Origin of the sequence: Luteimonas sp. TWI662, assembly GCF_039673825.1 — a bacterium.
In the GTDB taxonomy this organism is placed as follows: domain Bacteria; phylum Pseudomonadota; class Gammaproteobacteria; order Xanthomonadales; family Xanthomonadaceae; genus Luteimonas.
Genome location: NZ_JBDJMI010000035.1, coordinates 1 through 15,225, shown reverse-complemented (window position 1 = coordinate 15,225; position 15,225 = coordinate 1). Strand labels below are relative to the sequence as shown.

Here is a 15,225-nt window from a genome sequence, read left to right as displayed (position 1 = left end):
TCAGGGCTGCAGCGACGGCGCCAGGCGGGCGGCGTGCTGTTGCTTGGGCAGGCGGCCTTGCAGGCGCCAGGTCCCATCCAGGGGCGCCAGCTGCACGATCCAGTCATGGCCGTCGTCGATCGGCGTGGTCGAGCGCCACCCGGTGTCCGTCGGTGCCAGCTCGAGCGTCAGGTCGTCCTGCGACTGGGTCGGATGCTGCAGACGCAACTGCAAGCGCGCCTCGCGCGGGAACTCGCCGGTCGCCGGGATCGCCTCGACCATCGTCTCGTCGATCCGCACGATCGCACTGAGACCCAACTGCCGCGCTTTCGCGTCCGGGCCGAGATCGGTGGTCTGGATCTGCGAGACGCGGCGCACCTCATCGTTGACGACATCGGCGCCGCCCGAACGCGTGGCGATGACCACCAGCCCCACGCCGGCGACGATGGAGGCCAGCGGCAGGCCGATGACCAGCCACATCACCGGGATCTGCCACAGCGGGCGCTTGCTGTCATTCATCACATCGGTCCAAAGAAGCTGCTGTCGACTGTCTGGCGCTTGCCGTCGCCGTACTCGACGACGAACCGCACCTCGTGGCGGCCCCGCACCTGTTCAGGCGCCACCAGCACCAGCGGGAACGAGACCACCTCCTCCGCACGCGCAGGCACGGCGTGGGCATTGTCGCGCAGTTCGATGCCCGGCGTCGCGGATTCGACCAGGATGCGGAACTCGCGCGCCGCATCGGACTTGTTGACCAGCTTGAGGGTGTAGGCGTTCTCGGTCCTGCCATCGCCGGCGTCGCGGTACAGCGCATTGCGGTCGCGCAGCACTTCCACGATCAGGTCGCTGCGGGTGCCCACGCCGACCGCCCAGGCCACGCACAGCGCCACCAGCAGCGCGCCGTAGACGAAGATGCGCGGACGCAGCACCTTGGTGGCCTTGCCGTCGATCGCGTTCTGCGTGGAGTAGCGGATCAGGCCACGCGGATAGCCCATCTTGTCCATGACGCTGTCGCAGGCGTCGATGCAGGCACCACAGGCGATGCACTCGTACTGCAGGCCATTGCGGATGTCGATGCCGGTCGGACAGACCTGCACGCAGATCGTGCAATCGATGCAGTCGCCCAACGCCTCGGGCGCGAACTTGGGCAACGGTTCGATCGTGCCCAGATCGCCGTCCCAGGTGATGGTGCCGCGCGCCTGCGCGTTCTGGCTGGCCGCCGATGGGTGGCGCCCGGCGCGGAACACGTAGTCGTAGGCCACCAGTTTGTCGAGCAGGCCACGACCGCGGGCAAGCACGCTACCCAGGGCGCGCTTGCGCGGACCGCGCGGCTCGCCGCGCATCGGGTCGTAGGCGATGATCAGGGTATTGCGGTCGAACATCGCGCTCTGGAAGCGCGCATAGGGGCACATGTACTTGCAGACCTGCTCGCGCAGGAAGCCGGCATTGCCCCAGGTGGCCAAGGCGTAGAACAACACCCAGAACGTTTCCCAGCCGCCCCACGACAGCGTCGCCGCGCGCGCGCCCAGGTCGGTGATCGGGGTGAAGAAGCCGACGAACGTAAAGCCCGTCCACAGCGCGAACACCGCCCAGATCAGATGCTTGCCGCCCTTGCGCATCACCTTCTCGCCGGTCCAGGGACCGGCGTCGAGCTTCATGCGTTTGGAGCGATCGCCCTCGGTCCAGCGCTCCATCCACAGGAACACCTCGGTCCACACCGTCTGCGGGCAGGCGTAGCCACAGAACAGGCGCCCGGCGAGCGCGGTGAAGAAGAACAACGCCAGCGCCGCGATGATCAGCAGCAGTGCCAGGAACAGGAAGTCCTGCGGCCAGAAGGTCAGACCGAAGACGTGGAACTTGCGCGCCGGCAGATCGAACAGCACCGCCTGACGACCATCCCAGCGCAGCCAGGGGAACAGGTAGAACATGCCCAGCAGCCAGAACACCGCGGCCACGCGCAGCCGGTTGAGCCGGCCCGACACGTCGCGCGGGTAGACCTTGCGCTCGCTCTGGTAGACAGAACCGCCGTCGTCGACGACTTCGAGCGGGATCGACCCCTTCACGTCGTCGCTCCGGAATGCGGTGCGATGGACGAGGGACACTTGGGCTGGATGCGATTCATCTGGCTACCGATAGGGGTGCGACCGCAGTGCGCGTTCGGTGATGAACGCTATTGTCCGCCCCTGTCAGGGCGTCGGAATGCGACCCGATGTCGCAGCGCGCAGGTGCCGCGCCGCGTCGACGATCGCCGCCGGCTCAGTCCGGCGACAACGGTCGGTTGAAGCGGCTCGCAGGCCGCAGAAGGATCCATGTGAACAGGCTGGAGGCCGCAGTCGCCAGCCAGAACATGAAGAATCCGAGGGTGTATCCCAGCTCGCGCGACAGCGGCAGATCGGGGAAGGTCATGTCGCGAAGCGCGAGGGGATCGACGAAGGCGAACAACACCATGGTGCACACGCCCGCCGCAAAGAAGCTCGGCCACAGAATCGCGCCTACCCGCTGCGCCAGCGGACGTGGCGGGTGGTCGAAGCGCGGTTCCGTGAAATCCGTCATTGGCGTGCCGTGGTGTCCGCTGCAGGCTGATTGGACAACGACCAGACATAGGCCGCAACCAGGCGCGAGCGGGTCTCGCCCAGCAGGTCGCGATGCGCGGGCATGACGCCGTGCCGCCCTTCGTTGATCGTCTGCCGGATGCTCTCGAGCGTGTTCGGGTACAGGGTGTTGCGCGCGGTGAGGTTCGGAGCGCCCAGCGCCTGATTGCCCTTGCCGTCGACACCGTGGCAGGCCACGCACAGGCCCTGGAAATGCTGCTCGCCGCGCGCGGCCATGTAGTCGGTGCTCAGCGTCTGCTCCAGGTCCGGCGAACGCAGCGCCCGCACATAGGCGACCGTCTGGGTCACCGCCACATCGCCGCCGATCCCGGCCAGCACCGACCCCAGCGGCGGCATGATGCCCTGACGGCCATCGAGCACCGTCTCGAGAATCCGCTCCGGCTCGCCGCCCCAGTTCCAGACATTGTCGGTCAGGTTCGGGTAGCCCGGTGCGCCCTGCGCGGTCGAGCCGTGGCAGGCCGCACAGGTGTTGACGAAGATCGAACGCCCCAGGTCCATCGCCCGCGGGTCGCCGGCCAACTGCTCGAGGGGCTTGCCCGCGAACGCGCCGAACGTCTCCTCGAGCTGGGCGTCGCGGCGAGCCTTGTCGGCATCATGCTCGCGCGCCGACGTCCAGCCGCTGGTGCCCGCGAAGTTGCCCAGGCCCGGGTACCAGATCAGGTAGCCGATCGCGAACACCACTGTCAGGTAGAACAAGTTGATCCACCACTTGGGCAGCGGCTTGTTGTACTCGGTGATGTCGCCGTCCCAGACATGGCTGGTGTCATCGGGCTTCGGGTCGCCGGGGCGGCGCCGCGACGTCCAGATCAGCAGCCAGACGCAGCCGACGATGTTCACCGCCACGATGGCGATGACATACCACGACCAAGCGTTGCTCATGACCCCTGCTCCTCGTCATCGTCCAGCGGCAGCTGCGCGGCTGCCTCGAATTCGGTTTTGCGCTTCGGGCTCCACGCCCAGACCCAGCCGCTGATGAAGCACAGCAGCAGGATCGCGGTGACGATTCCGGAAATCATTGGCTGTCCCCTCCCTTGGGGGCGTGGCGGCCGAGGCCTTGCAGGTAGGCGACCACGGCATCGAGTTCGGTCTTGCCCGAGACGTCCTCGGCGGCCTGCGCCACCTGCTCGTCGGTGTAGGGATCGCCCAGGCGCTGCAGGGCCTGCATGCGACGGCTGACCTGTTCGCCGTCGAGCGTGGCCTTGGCCAGCCACGAATAGGCCGGCATGTTCGACTCGGGCACCACGTCGCGCGGGTTGTTCAAGTGCACCCGGTGCCAGTCGTCGGAGTAGCGGCCACCGACACGGGCCAGATCCGGCCCGGTCCGTTTGCTGCCCCACTGGAACGGCCGGTCGTAGACCGACTCGCCGGCCAGCGAGTAGTGGCCATAGCGCTCGGACTCGAAGCGCAGCGTGCGCACCATCTGCGAGTGGCAGTTGTAGCAGCCCTCGCGGACATACACGTCGCGTCCGGCCAACTCCAGCGCCGGGTACGGTTCCACGCCCGGCAGCGGCTCGATCGCCTCGGCCTGGTACATCAGCGGCACGATCTCGGCCAGGCCGCCGAACGACACTGCCACCGCGATCAGCACGGCCATCAGACCGACGTTCTTTTCGACCTTCTCGTGCGCGTTCTTGTTCTCGCCGCTCATGCCTGGCCTCCTGCGGAGACCTGCGCGGCCACCGGGGCGGGGTTGTGGGAGATGTCGGGCGGAAGCACCGGCTGGTCGGCCGTGACGACCTGGCTCTGGCGGTAGGTCTTCCAGAAGTTGTAGGCCATCAGCAGCATGCCCGACAGGACGACGATGCCGCCCAGCAGACGCACCAGGTAGTACGGATAGGTGGCGTTGAGGCCTTCGACGAAGCTGTAGGTCAGCGTGCCGTCCTCATTGGTGGCGCGCCACATCAGGCCCTGCATGACGCCGGCGATCCACATCGAGGCGATATAGAGCACCACGCCGACGGTGTGCAGCCAGAAATGCAGGTCGATCCACTTGGTCGAGTACATCTCCTTGAGGCCCAGCAGGCGCGGCATCAACGCGTAGATCGAGCCGATGGAGATCATCGCCACCCAGCCCAGCGCACCGGCGTGCACGTGGCCCACGGTCCAGTCGGTGTAGTGCGAGAGCGAGTTGACCGTCTTGATCGACATCATCGGTCCCTCGAACGTGGCGATCATGTAGAACGAGATCGCGACGATCAGGAACTTGAGGATCGGGTCGGTCCGCAGCTTGTGCCACACCCCCGAGAGCGTCATCACGCCGTTGATCGCGCCGCCCCAGCTGGGGGCCAGCAGGATCAGCGAGAACACCATGCCCAGCGACTGCGCCCAGTCCGGCAGCGCGGTGTACTGCAGGTGGTGCGGACCGGCCCACATGTAGACGGCGATCAGCGCCCAGAAGTGCACGATCGACAGGCGGTAGGAGTAGATCGGGCGACCGGCCTGCTTGGGCACGTAGTAGTACATCATGCCCAGGAAGCCGGCGGTCAGGAAGAAGCCGACCGCGTTATGGCCGTACCACCACTGCACCATCGCATCGACCGCGCCGCTGTAGACCGGGTAGGACTTCAGCGGGCCGACCGGAATTGCGATGTTGTTGACGATATGCAGCAGCGCCACGGCGATGATGAACGCCGCGAAGAACCAGTTGGCCACATAGATGTGCTTGACCCGCCGCTTGGCGATCGTGCCCAGGTAGAGCACCGCGTAGGCGACCCAGACCACGGTGATCAGCAGGTCGATCGGCCATTCGAGCTCGGCGTACTCCTTGCCCTGGGTCAGGCCCAGCGGCAGGGTGATTGCCGCAGCGACGATGACCGCCTGCCAGCCCCAGAACACGAAGGCGGCCAGCTTGTCGGACAGCAAGCGCACATGGCAGGTGCGCTGGACCACATGCAGGCTGGTCGCGAACAGGGCGCAGCCACCGAACGCGAAGATCACCGCGTTGGTGTGCAGCGGGCGCAGACGACCGTAGCTCAGCCACGGAATCTCGAAGTTCAGCGCAGGCGCGTAGAGCTGGGCGGCGATGATCACCCCCACCAGCATGCCCACGATGCCCCAGACCACGGTCATCACCGCGAACTGGCGGACTACTTTGTCGTTATAGGTTTCAGTCATGGCGTGCATTCGCCGCCCCCTTTCTTGGATAGAGGAATGTTAGGCGCCCGTGATGTCGCTTCACCTTGATCTCGATCAAGGCCCCCTGGCGATCGGTGTGCCCTCCCGTCCATGGCCCGGCAGTCGGGAGGCATGAACACGCCCATCATAGGCAGTCGGCCATTCATTTGCCGGTCCGCCATAGCCGCCCCCGCTGCGACCGATCAGCGCACCCAGCCCCAAAACCAGAACCGGGGTCAGAGTGCATTTCTCGCTGACCGAGCAGTGCACTCTGACCCCGGTTTTGGGCGGGGCGGTACACTGGGGGTTCGCCCAACCTCGAAGGCCCCATGGCAAAGCCCAACTATTCGTTCGAAAAACGCCAGCGCGAACTCGCCAAGAAGAAGAAGAAAGACGAGAAGGACGCCAAGAAGCGCGCCGAGCGCGAGGCGAGCCGCACCGATACGCCGGCAGCGTCCGACGCCGCCGAGTGACCACGCCGGCCACGGGTCCCGCGCGGATCTGGGTCGATGCCGATGCCTGCCCGGGCCCGGTCAAGGACATCCTGTTCCGCGCCGCCGACCGCGCCCAGGTCGCGGTCACGCTGGTCGCCAACCAATGGCTGCGCACCCCACCCTCGCGCCATGTGCGCGCCCTTCAGGTCGAAGGTGGCCCGGATGCCGCTGACGATGCCATCGTCGCCCGCGTCGCGGCCGGCGATCTGGTGGTGACCCAGGACATCCCGCTGGCCGCCCGGGTGCTCGCGCTGGGTGCGCAGGCCATCGATCCGCGCGGCCAGCCGTTCTCGCCCGACAGCATCGCCGAGCGGCTGTCGATCCGCGACTTCATGGACGAGCTGCGCGGCGCCGGTGTGCAGACCGGTGGACCGACCGCGTTTCACGCCCGGGATCGTCAGGCGTTCGCCGGCCAGCTCGATCGGTGGCTGGCCAGGCAGCGCTGACCGGCCTGGCTGCCAGGATCGGCTACGCCGAACCGGCGGCGATGCCGTCCAGGGTCGCGATCGCCGCCGCCGGCAGCACCAGGGCCGCGGCGGCCAGGTTCTCGCGCAGATGCGCGAGCGATGACGTGCCGGGGATCAACAGCAGATTGGGCGCGCGGCGCAGCAACCACGCCAGTGCGACCTGCATCGGCGTCGCGCCCAGGTCGTGGGCGACTGTCGACAGCGCGGATGATTGCAGCGGCATGAATCCACCCAATGGGAAGAACGGTACGTAGGCGATGCCGTCGGTGGCCAGCGTATCGATCAGCGCATCGTCGTTGCGGTGCGCGATGTTGTACAGGTTCTGCACGCACACCACCTCGACCATCTCCCGCGCCTGCGCCACCTGGGTCGCGGTGACGTTGCTCAGGCCGATGTGGCGCACCAGCCCTTGTCGCTGCAGATCGGCCAGCACCGCGAGCGGCGCCTCGATCGAGCCTTCCGCCGGGCCGTGCGCGGAGAACATGATCCGCAGGTTGACCACATCCAGTACGTCGAGGCCGAGGTTGCGCAGGTTGTCGTGCACCGCTTGGCGCAACGCCTGCGGCGAGAACGCGGGCAGCCAGGCGGCATCGTCGTCGCGGCGGGCACCGATCTTGGTCACGATCGTCAGATCGCCGGCATAGGGGTGCAGCGCCTCGCGAATGAGCCGATTGGTCATGTGCGGGCCGTAGAAATCGCTGGTGTCGATGTGGTCGACGCCCAACGCGACCGCCTCGCGCAGCACCGCAAGGGCGGCGGCGTGGTCCTTCGGCGGTCCGAACACACCGGGACCGGCGAGTTGCATCGCGCCATAGCCCAGCCGCTTCACGCGGCGATCGCCCAGGCGGAACGTATCGGCATTGGCGATCGGGGGCATGCGGCACTCTCGGGTCGGAAGGCGCCAGTATGCGCCGGCAGACGTACTCGGCGACTCGATAGCGCTCGTGGTGCTCGCGCTGCAGCCGTTCGAACAAGCCGTGCAGCCCGGTGTCGGCACCGGCACGGACGTCCGCCGGTTCGGTCGTGACGCGGGTGGCCGCATGCCCGTTCGCTTGCCGGCCGACGGATCGATGGACTGCGCACGCTCTCCACGCTCGCAGCATTAGCCTGCCTGCATGCACACGCCCCGCCTGTGGACGATCGGCCACTCGACGCGACCGTTCGAGGTCTTCATCGACCTGTTGCGCGCCGACGGCATCACCACGCTGGTCGACGTGCGTCGCCATCCCGGCTCGCGCCGCTATCCGCACTTTGCCGCGCAGTCGCTCATGCACAGCCTGCCCGAGGCGGGCATCGCCTTCGTGCCGATGCCCGAGCTGGGCGGTCGGCGCCGGGCACGTCGCGACTCGCCGCACACCGCCTGGCGCAACGCGGGTTTCCGCGGCTACGCCGACTACATGGAGACGGCCGAGTACGCCCAGGCGCGCGCGCAGCTGATGGACCTCGCGCACGCCGAGCGCACCGCCTGCATGTGCGCCGAGGCCATGTGGTGGCGTTGCCATCGCAGCCTGATCGCCGACGACTTCAAGGCCCGCGGCTGGGAGGTGGTGCATCTGATGGCACCGGGACAATCGCAGCCGCATCCCTGGACCGCGGCCGCACGCATCGTCGACGGCCGGCTGGACTACAGTGCGCCAGCGCCGTCGCAGGACGACCTGTTCGGGCGGGAGGTGTAGAACGCCGCCCCCACCCGGCGCGGCAAGCGCGCCGACCTCCCCGCACGTGGGAAGCTAGGACCTGTGCTTGCGAGCCCCCTCCCCGCGTGCGGAGCATTGCGCCCTTCACGGGTTGAGGGTTGGGATGGGGACGACGCGCGCATCGCCCCATCTTCCTCGGTGATCGAACTCAGGACGCAGGCGCCTGCAAGGCCTGCGCGCGCTCGAGGTGGCCGGCGATCGTCTCGCGCGTGCGCTCCAGGTGACTGCGCACGTCCGCCGCACTGGCCTGCGGGATCAGCTCGCGATCGAGCTTGTCCAGCGCCGCCTGGTGGCCCTTGATCATCGCGTCGATCCACGCAGCCTCGAACGCCTCGCCATTGAGCCCCTCCAGGCGCTGGCGCTCGGTGTCGTGCTGGCGGCGCTCGGCGGCCAGCGCCGGATCCTCGGCCACTGCCGCCTGCGGCGATGCACCTGCGCCCTCGTGGGTGCCGTCGAGCATCGCCTGCGTGGCCTGCATGCTGCGTTCGTGGTCGGTGCGCAGTTGCTCGGCGTACGCTTGCGCGCGCTCACCGACGCCCTTCTTCAATGCATCCTGCGCGGCCGCGATCTCGTGGCGATCGACCTCGATCACCGTGAGCAGCGCCTTGCGATCAGCCGCCGCCAGCGCAGTCGCGGCGCCGGTCCGGGTGTCGCCGGGGGCCATCGTGTCGGTCGGGCCTGTGCGCATCGCCGCGCCGTCGTCGGCGGTCGGCGCGGACGCGGGCGGCGTTGCCGGTGTGGCGGCCGCCTGACGATCGTCGGTACGGTCGCCGCATGCCGACAGCGCGAACGCGAGCGAGGCCACCAGCAGGGTCGGACGAAGATTCATGGTCGCACTCCGTAACAGGTCAGGAAACGCGATGCTGGGCGCCGCGCCCGCCGCAGGCGGTGAAGCCCCGGACTGTTGCCAAGGCACTTTCTTCCCACACGCTCGTCCCGGTCCCGTTCATGTCGCGCCGCAAGGTCCACGGATCACGCTGCCCCACGCCTGTGTCGCCCGTGTCGCCCGCGCAGCCTCGCGACGACCCGCGCCCATCCGCCCTGCATGGCGCGCTGCGCTAGCATCGCCCGTCCCGCCTCCCGCATCGCCATGGCCGCCTCCCCTCCCCCCTCGCCGATCGCCATCCGCGCCTACGGCACGGTCAGCCAGGTCGATCGCCATGACTTCGCACAGATCGTGCTGCCGCTCGACGGCCGGCTGCACATGGACATCGCCGGTGCCGGCGCCCAGCTCGACCGCAGCCTCGGCGCCTTCGTCGAGGCCGGCGCCTGTCACGATCAGATCGGCGACGCTGCGAATCGTTCGATCATCCTCGACCTGCACACCAGCGAGCTCGACCCGCGCATCGCCGACTGCCTGGCGCGTCGGCCCTACGTCGCGCTCGGCCCCGAAGCGCGCAGCCTGATCGACTACATGGAAGCGCTGACCCTGCGCGGCGGCGTGTCCGCGCACCGCCTCCGGCTATGGATCCCGCTGCTGCTCGACACCCTGCTCGGCGAGTCGCCGCAGCCGAGCGCCCGGCTCGCGCCGTTGCTGGCGATGGTCGAGGCGCAGCCGGCGCGCGGTTGGACCGCCGAGACGATGGCCGCGCAGGTCGGCGTGAGCGCCAGTCGTCTGCACGCGCTGTTCCAGCAGGAACTGGGCACCACGCCACGCGCCTGGCTGTCGTCCCTGCGACTCGCGCGGGCCCGCGACCTGCTCACGCGGACCGCGCTGCCGATCGCCGAGATCGCCTACCGCTGCGGTTACGCCGACCAGAGCGCGCTGACCCGTGCGATGCTTCGCGCAGACGGGCAGACGCCCGCGCAGGCGCGCCGCCAGGCGCGCCGCTGAAAGACGCGAGTGCAGGACCACAACGACGCGAGACCGGGTCAAGACGGCGCTGTCGATCCTGCCTATCGTGCGGCGCATGGACTCGATGCGTGCCAGCCCTCGACACGACACGCTTGCCGGCGTCGCCTGCGGCATCGGCGCAGGTGCGCTGTGGGGCCTGGTCTTCCTGGCGCCGGCGCTGGTCCGCGACTTCCGGCCACTGGACCTGACCATCGGCCGCTATCTGTTCTATGGCCTGTTCTCGATCCTGCTGATCGCTCCGCACTGGACCCGGCTGGTCGGCCTGCTCGGCCGCCGCGAATGGCGGGGGCTGGTGTGGCTGGCACTCACCGGCAACGTTCTGTACTACCTGCTGCTGGCAAGCGCCGTGCAGTTGGGCGGCATCGCGATGACCTCGCTGGTCATCGGCTTTTTGCCGGTCGCCGTCACCCTGGTCGGCAGCCGCGACCGGGACGCGGTACCGCTGCGCCGGCTCGCGCCCTCGCTGCTGCTGGCCGCAGCCGGCGTGCTGTGCATCGGCTGGCAGGCGCTGGCGATGCCCGCGGCGGACACGGTCGGGCGACAGTTGCTCGGGCTGGCTTGCGGTGTGGGCGCGCTGGCCGCGTGGACCTGCTTTGCGGTGCACAATGCGCGTTGGCTGGCCCGTCTACAGCACATCACCGTCCACGAGTGGAACCTGCTCACCGGCGTGGTCACCTGCGGCTTGACCGCCCTGCTGTTGCCGTTGGCCTGGGCCCTGCCCCGCGTGCCCCAACCGTCCTCGGCCTGGGCGCTGCTGATCGGGGTGTCGGCCGGCGTGGCCTTGCTGGCGTCGATGATCGGCAACGCACTGTGGAACCGCATGAGCCGGCTGCTGCCGCTGACCCTGGTCGGCCAGATGATCCTGTTCGAAACGCTGTTCGCCCTGCTCTACGGCTTTGTCTGGGAACGCCGCCTGCCCACGCTGCTGGAGGCCATCGCGTTCGTGCTGGTGGCGCTGAGCGTGGTCACGTGCCTGGCCACACACCGGGCGCCGCCGGCCGCGATCGGCGACGCACCCGCTCGCTGAGCCGGGCTCAACGCCGGTCGCCGCGTCGCCGCAGGCGCCAGGACGCCAGGGCCACGGCGACCATTCCGATCGCGGCGCCCGGCCACGCGCCCAGGGCCAGCGCCGCACCCAGACCGACGTACAGCGCCAGGCCGCCGAGCACAACATCGACGCGGCGATCGGTCGCCGGGACGTCACGGTCGCGCCGCAGTTCGAAACGCACGACCAGGGCAACCAGCGGCGCGACCACCACCAGGCACAGCGCGATCCAGCCTGCGCGCCCGAGCCAGAAGCCCGGCGCGCCGGGCAACCCGGCATCGATCGGCAAGCCCAGTCGTTCGCCCAGCCAGGCGGCCGGCAGCTCGGCGAGCTTGTGCCACAGGTACAGCGGCATGCCGAGCGCGCCGAGCACCGCGATCGCCTTCGCCGGTGCGCGGCCCGCGAGCACCCGCCGCGCCAGCGGCTCGCATAGGAGCACCAGGCCCACCTGCAGCCACATCACCCCGATCAGCGCCAGCGTGGGCGGCAGCATGTTGTTGCCGGCCAGCGTCACACCGACCATCGCGACCGGATAGCCGGCGGCGATCGCCAGCGCCAGCCAGACGGCGCCGAGCAGCAGCAGGCCGGCACCGGTCGCTGGGCCGCGGAAGCGTCCGCGCTTCCACGCGATGCCCAACTGCTGCGGGATCAGCCACACCACCAGCATGTTGAGCCAGGCGATGCCGGCCGGCCGCTCGGTCGCCAGCTGACCGAGTGTGCGCAGCGCACCGGCCGATGTCGCCCCGGCACGGATCATGTCGAGAACGCCGGCCACGACGACCAGCCCGGCGACCGCGCCCAGGCCCAGGCGCGCATCCAGGCGCAGGCTCCAGGGCAGCAGCGCCTGCACCGTGAGCAGCATCAGCAGGAACCACAGGTGGATCGTCAGCGAGCGGTCGAACACCGCCAGCAGATGACCGCCCGACAGCCATGAGAGCATCGCGATCGCGGCAAGCACCACCAGGTAGGTCAGCGTCGGCCGCGCCAGCCCGAGCGCCCGCCCCGCCCACCAGGGCATCTGCGCGCCCTGCGCCGCGCGACGGGCCACGCTGTTGGCGCTGACCGCCGCCGAGACGAACACGAACAGCGGCACGACCTGCACGATCCAGGTCAGCCAGCCGGCCGCGTCCCAGGCCGCGAGCAGGTGCCCGGTGTCGACCAGCACGCCGTCCGCCATGCGCGGCAAGGTCGCGATCCAATGCCCGAACACGACCAGCAGCAGGGCGCCGGCGCGCAGCGCATCGGGGTACGGGTCGCGGGAAGACGGCGTCATCGGTGGCGCAGATCCTGGGTTCGGCACGCCGACGAGCTTACCCAGACGCCGTGGCGCGGGGCGTCATGCCGGCCCTGAGCAGAGCGAGCGGACGCATCCGGTGCCCGGCGCCGGGCACGCCGCCTACAATGCGCGCCCCCCGTCGCCCTGGAGCTGCATGAACATCGTCGTCGTCGACGCCCTGAAGGCCTACATCGATCCGCTGACACCCGACGAGCACGAGGCGCTGGAGCGCAGCCTGCTCGCAGAAGGCTGCCGCGACGCGCTGGTGCTGTGGGGCAACGTGCTCGTCGATGGCCACAACCGCTACGGCATCTGCCAGAAGCACGGCATCCCATTCGAGACGGTGCAGAACACCCGTTTCAAGTCGATGGACGATGTCCACCTGTGGATGATCGAGCAGCACCTGGGCCGGCGCAGCGTGTCGGACTACCAGCGCGGGGTGCTCGCGCTACGCAAGCGCACGATCCTGGAGGCGCGCCAGCAGGCCCGGCTCGAATCGCCACCGCACGCGAGCGACGACGCAGCCGACGCGCCCGAGGACGAGGACCGACCGCCGTGGGACGACACCCCCGTGCCCGCCACCCGCGCCGATCTGGCGCGCGAAGCCCGGCTCAGCGCCAACCAGGTGATGATGATCGAGCGCATCCACGCCCAGGCGACACCGGAGGTGGTCGAGGCCCTGAAGGCCGGCGAGATCTCGATCAGCGCCGCCGCCGCGGTCGCCAGCCTGCCCGAGGAGGAGCAACGCAGCGCGGCGCAGGCCGGCAAGGCCGAGCTCAAGCAGGCTGCCAAGCGTGCGCGCGATGCGAAGAAGCGCCCGCGCACGCCCCGCGAGGGCGAGGACGGCGAGACCGCCGAGGGCGACGCCCCTCCCGACACGCGCGCACTGCAGCGGCGCGTCGACGCACTCGAACGCGAGAACGCGCAACTGCGCGCCCAGGTCGAGACGCTGCAGGCGCAGTTGCTGCGCCTGCGCAGCTGACCGCCGCGGCCGGCGCCGACGCGCTTTGCGGCCGCCGGCTCAGGCGGCCGTGACCGTGCCGGGCAACGGGTGCCCGGCCAGCCGCATCGCATACAGCGCCGCGCCGTGATGCGGCGCGTAGCGGGGTGCCCGCAGTTCGAAGTCGATGCCGGTCGCGTGCAAGGCCGCTGCCAGCGGCGCCTGCAGCAGCGCGCCCGCCCCGAAGGCACCGCCCGAGCAGGTCACCGGCACCGGGCCGTGGTCGCCGAAATCGAGCGCGCGGCGTACCGCATCGACGATCGCGGCCAGTTCCTGCCCCGCCCGTTCGAAGATCGCGCGCGCCACGTCGTCGCCGGCCTCGGCCGCCTGGGCGACCTGCAACGACAGCTGCGCGATCCGGTCGCGCGTCAAGGCCTGCGCGCCGTACACCCGCGCGCACAGGTCGAGGTCGTCGGCGAGCTCGAAATGCGCACGCAGCGCCGCATCCAAGGGCCCGCGCGGCAGCCGTCCATCGCTCATGCGCGAGAAGGCGTTGAGGCCCTGGACCGCGATCCAGTACGCCGAGCCCTCGTCGGAAAACACCTCGCCCCAGCCACCGGCGCGCGCCTCGCGCCCCTGCCGCTGGCCGTAGGCAATCGAGCCGGTGCCCGCGACGATGTTGATGCCGTCCGCGCAGGCCAGCGATCCCGCCCAGCCACAGACCATGTCGTTGCCACAGCGATACCGCCGGTGGCCGAGCAGCGCTTCGGGTATCGCATCGAGCTGCGGCGTGGCCGCGCCGTCTTCGCCGTGCGCCGGCAGCCCGAAGAACGCATAGGCGATCGCGTCCGGCGTCGCCTGCGCCTGCTGCGTGACCGCGTCGATGCCGTCGGCCAGCAGCGCACGCACGCCGTCGAGGCCGATCTGCGGGTGATAGGCGGTGCCGCGCTGGACCTCGGCGCGCACGCCGCCTTCGGCATCGAGCAGCACGAAGCGGGTCTTGGTGCCGCCGCCATCGACGCCCAGATAGTAGGCCGCGCCGCTCATGGCACCAGCGGGTACAAGCGCACGCCCTGGACGACACGGTTCACCGTGCCCTGCGCATTCGGGCTGTCGGGCCGCACGCCCAGCGCCCGCGAGGCGTGGAACGCGAACAGCTGCGCCGCCGCGACATAGGGCCACAGCAGGTCGAGATCGTGGGCGCGCGCGAGTCCGGTCACGCGCACCGCATCGCGCGCCGGGCCATGCGGGTCGGCGGCGGTGACCTCGATCACGCGCGCGGCCACGCCATCGCCGCGCAGTTCATCGAGCAGGTCGAGATCGTAGCGCCGGGTCAGCGGGTCGTTGGACACGAACACCACCACCAGCGTGCGTGCGGTGACGAAGGTCTTGGGGCCGTGGCGGAAACCCATCGGCGATTCGAAGCAGGTCGCGATCGCGCCGTTGGTCAGTTCGCCCAGCTTGAGCGCGGCCTCGCGCGCCAGGCCCTTGAACAGTGCGCTGCCCAGATACACCACGCGCTCGAACCCGCACAGCGCCAGTTCCTGGGTCAGCCCGCGCGCCTGCTGCAGCACGGCTTCGGTGGCCGACGCCATCGCGGGCACGCGCGCCTCCAGGGCGTGCGGCCCGCCTAGCGCGGCCAGCGTCGCGAGCATCATGCAGCTGAAGCTCGAGGTCATCGCGAAGCTGACGTCGTGGGTTTCGGGCGGCAGCAGCAGGGTCATCGACCGCCGCACCGCGACCCGG

The 15,225-nt window shown here is 69.6% G+C and carries 17 protein-coding genes and 1 pseudogene; 6 read left to right on the top strand and 12 right to left on the bottom strand.

Annotation, left to right across the window (positions count from 1 at the left end; all coding sequences use genetic code 11):
* From ABE488_RS16770 to ccoN, 7 genes are all read right to left on the bottom strand, one after another.
* Window positions 1-498, bottom strand: a complete 498-nt coding sequence (locus tag ABE488_RS16770) for a FixH family protein (RefSeq protein ID WP_346449536.1) — start codon at window positions 496-498, stop codon at window positions 1-3.
* Window positions 498-2,042, bottom strand: a complete 1,545-nt coding sequence (locus ABE488_RS16765) for a 4Fe-4S dicluster domain-containing protein (protein WP_346445576.1) — start codon at window positions 2,040-2,042, stop codon at window positions 498-500. Before ABE488_RS16765 ends, ABE488_RS16770 begins: the two co-directional genes overlap by 1 nt.
* A gap of 193 nt (window positions 2,043-2,235) precedes the next feature.
* The gene (locus tag ABE488_RS16760) at window positions 2,236-2,532 is read right to left on the bottom strand and encodes a hypothetical protein (RefSeq protein ID WP_346445575.1); all 297 of its coding nucleotides are present in this window, start codon (window positions 2,530-2,532) and stop codon (window positions 2,236-2,238) included.
* On the bottom strand, window positions 2,529-3,470 hold the full coding sequence (gene ccoP, locus ABE488_RS16755; RefSeq protein WP_346449534.1) for a cytochrome-c oxidase, cbb3-type subunit III: 942 nt from the start codon (window positions 3,468-3,470) through the stop codon (window positions 2,529-2,531). Before ccoP ends, ABE488_RS16760 begins: the two co-directional genes overlap by 4 nt.
* On the bottom strand, window positions 3,467-3,607 hold the full coding sequence (locus tag ABE488_RS16750; protein WP_183425495.1) for a CcoQ/FixQ family Cbb3-type cytochrome c oxidase assembly chaperone: 141 nt from the start codon (window positions 3,605-3,607) through the stop codon (window positions 3,467-3,469). The genes ccoP and ABE488_RS16750 overlap by 4 nt, the downstream gene beginning before the upstream one ends.
* Window positions 3,604-4,239 carry a cytochrome-c oxidase, cbb3-type subunit II gene (gene ccoO, locus ABE488_RS16745; RefSeq protein WP_346445573.1) on the bottom strand — a complete coding sequence of 212 codons (636 nt, stop codon included), beginning with the start codon at window positions 4,237-4,239 and terminating at the stop codon, window positions 3,604-3,606. The genes ABE488_RS16750 and ccoO overlap by 4 nt, the downstream gene beginning before the upstream one ends.
* On the bottom strand, window positions 4,236-5,714 hold the full coding sequence (ccoN, locus tag ABE488_RS16740) for a cytochrome-c oxidase, cbb3-type subunit I (RefSeq protein WP_346449532.1): 1,479 nt from the start codon (window positions 5,712-5,714) through the stop codon (window positions 4,236-4,238). Before ccoN ends, ccoO begins: the two co-directional genes overlap by 4 nt.
* A gap of 320 nt (window positions 5,715-6,034) precedes the next feature.
* On the opposite strand from ccoN, the gene ABE488_RS16735 reads away from it, so the two are divergent.
* Window positions 6,035-6,178 carry a hypothetical protein gene (locus ABE488_RS16735; RefSeq protein WP_346445571.1) on the top strand — a complete coding sequence of 48 codons (144 nt, stop codon included), beginning with the start codon at window positions 6,035-6,037 and terminating at the stop codon, window positions 6,176-6,178.
* Complete coding sequence (locus ABE488_RS16730) at window positions 6,175-6,645, top strand: YaiI/YqxD family protein (RefSeq protein WP_346449530.1); 471 nt, start codon at window positions 6,175-6,177, stop codon at window positions 6,643-6,645. The genes ABE488_RS16735 and ABE488_RS16730 overlap by 4 nt, the downstream gene beginning before the upstream one ends.
* Before the next feature lie 22 nt (window positions 6,646-6,667).
* On the opposite strand, the gene ABE488_RS16725 is transcribed toward ABE488_RS16730, so the two are convergent.
* Window positions 6,668-7,543 carry an aldo/keto reductase family oxidoreductase gene (locus tag ABE488_RS16725; RefSeq protein ID WP_346449528.1) on the bottom strand — a complete coding sequence of 292 codons (876 nt, stop codon included), beginning with the start codon at window positions 7,541-7,543 and terminating at the stop codon, window positions 6,668-6,670.
* 238 nt (window positions 7,544-7,781) lie between these two features.
* On the opposite strand from ABE488_RS16725, the gene ABE488_RS16720 reads away from it, so the two are divergent.
* Window positions 7,782-8,342, top strand: coding sequence for a DUF488 domain-containing protein (locus ABE488_RS16720; RefSeq protein ID WP_346449526.1), 561 nt, complete (start codon window positions 7,782-7,784; stop codon window positions 8,340-8,342).
* Window positions 8,343-8,511: 169 nt separating this feature from the next.
* On the opposite strand, the gene ABE488_RS16715 is transcribed toward ABE488_RS16720, so the two are convergent.
* Window positions 8,512-9,192: a DUF4142 domain-containing protein gene (locus ABE488_RS16715; protein WP_346449524.1), complete on the bottom strand. Its 681-nt coding sequence runs from the start codon at window positions 9,190-9,192 to the stop codon at window positions 8,512-8,514.
* A 261-nt stretch (window positions 9,193-9,453) separates the two neighbouring features.
* Here ABE488_RS16715 and ABE488_RS16710 point away from each other — a divergent pair, with 261 nt between their 5' ends.
* Window positions 9,454-10,197, top strand: coding sequence for an AraC family transcriptional regulator (locus ABE488_RS16710; RefSeq protein ID WP_346449522.1), 744 nt, complete (start codon window positions 9,454-9,456; stop codon window positions 10,195-10,197).
* An 85-nt stretch (window positions 10,198-10,282) separates the two neighbouring features.
* Window positions 10,283-11,245 carry a DMT family transporter gene (locus tag ABE488_RS16705; protein WP_346446291.1) on the top strand — a complete coding sequence of 321 codons (963 nt, stop codon included), beginning with the start codon at window positions 10,283-10,285 and terminating at the stop codon, window positions 11,243-11,245.
* Window positions 11,246-11,252: 7 nt separating this feature from the next.
* Here the strand turns inward: ABE488_RS16705 and ABE488_RS16700 are convergent, their stop codons facing one another.
* Window positions 11,253-12,536: an acyltransferase family protein gene (locus ABE488_RS16700; protein ID WP_346449521.1), complete on the bottom strand. Its 1,284-nt coding sequence runs from the start codon at window positions 12,534-12,536 to the stop codon at window positions 11,253-11,255.
* A gap of 157 nt (window positions 12,537-12,693) precedes the next feature.
* Here ABE488_RS16700 and ABE488_RS16695 point away from each other — a divergent pair, with 157 nt between their 5' ends.
* On the top strand, window positions 12,694-13,521 hold the full coding sequence (locus ABE488_RS16695) for a plasmid replication/partition related protein (RefSeq protein WP_346449520.1): 828 nt from the start codon (window positions 12,694-12,696) through the stop codon (window positions 13,519-13,521).
* 39 nt (window positions 13,522-13,560) lie between these two features.
* On the opposite strand, the gene ABE488_RS16690 is transcribed toward ABE488_RS16695, so the two are convergent.
* Both ABE488_RS16690 and ABE488_RS16685 read right to left on the bottom strand, forming a co-directional pair.
* Window positions 13,561-14,526, bottom strand: coding sequence for a BadF/BadG/BcrA/BcrD ATPase family protein (locus tag ABE488_RS16690; protein WP_346449519.1), 966 nt, complete (start codon window positions 14,524-14,526; stop codon window positions 13,561-13,563).
* Window positions 14,523-15,225, bottom strand: a pseudogene (locus ABE488_RS16685) (sugar isomerase); the annotation flags it as partial. The gene ABE488_RS16690 and the pseudogene ABE488_RS16685, both read right to left, overlap by 4 nt.